Annotated in this window: 1 protein-coding gene; it reads left to right on the forward strand. The window is 84.8% G+C overall.

Annotation, left to right across the window (positions count from 1 at the left end; all coding sequences use genetic code 11):
* The first annotated feature begins 184 nt into the window (after positions 1 to 184).
* Positions 185 to 925 carry a hypothetical protein gene (locus ACFWUQ_RS31500; protein ID WP_384544840.1) on the forward strand — a complete coding sequence of 247 codons (741 nt, stop codon included), beginning with the start codon at positions 185 to 187 and terminating at the stop codon, positions 923 to 925.
* Positions 926 to 1040: the final 115 nt, after the last annotated feature.

Consider the following 1040-nt stretch of genomic DNA (forward strand, 5'->3'; position numbering starts at 1 on the left):
CTCCACGCCCCCCGGGGCGGGGCGCGGCCGCCGGGGGGGGGGGGTGTCCGCCGGGGGGCCGGCACGGGGGGTGGGCGGGCCGGGGGGGGGCGGGCCCCCCCCCGGCCCCCGCCGGGGGGCGGCGCCGGGGGGGGCCCCCGGCTCCGTCGCGGCCGCCGAGGACCCCGTACGGCCCGGCCCCGCGGTGCCGACCCAGCGGGGTCCGGGCCGGCTGCTCCGCAAGAGCGCGCCCGCCCCGCGCCCGGCGGCGGAGCCCGGGAACGTGCCGCCGCACCTGGCGGGGCTCGACGAACTCGGGCCGTCCGGCGGGGAGGAGCCCGACTGGTGGCGGGTCGCCCCCGGCGCGTACGGCGCGGGCCCGCAGGTGGAGGGCTTCGCGGGCGGCATCGAGATCCCGGACCTGTTCAAGGAGGACCCGGCGGACCCGGAGGAGGAGCCGGCGCCGGCGGAGCCCCCGGCCGGTCCTGCCGGGGGGCGGGCGCGCACCGCCGTACGGTTCCTGCGGGAGCGGCGGCGCGCGGCGAAGACCGCGGCGGCCGCGGCCGCGGCGAAGGCGGCGGGCCCGGAGGCGGGCGCCGCGGCCGTGGTGGGACGGGCCCGGCCGAACGCGCTGCTGCTGCTGGCCGCCGCCCTCCTCGTCGTCGGCGCGGCCGGCGGCTACTGGCTGCTGCTCGCCGTCGGCGGACTCCTCCCCTTCGCCTCCCGCGTGCTCGGGCCCGCCGAACGCAAGTGGGCGGTGTTCGGCCCGATCGGCGCGGTGCTGGTGGGCGCGACGGTGTGGCTGTGGGGGCGGATGGACGGGCGGTGGGGTGCGGCGCTGGCCGACGACCAGCTGAGCGGGGTGCTGGAGGGGATGTGGCCGTGGCTGGTGCGGGGGGCCGCGGTGGCGTCGGCGCTGTACCTGGTGTGGCGCGCCCGGCGGTGACCCCACGGGGCGGCCGCCGCCCTGCCCTCCCGGGGGGGGGCGGCCCCCCCCCCGCGGGGGGCGGGGCCCCCCGGGCGGGGGGGGGGGGGGGGGGCGGGCGCCCCCCCCCCGCGCG

Source organism: Streptomyces sp. NPDC058662 (assembly GCF_042716255.1).
Lineage (GTDB): Bacteria > Actinomycetota > Actinomycetes > Streptomycetales > Streptomycetaceae > Streptomyces.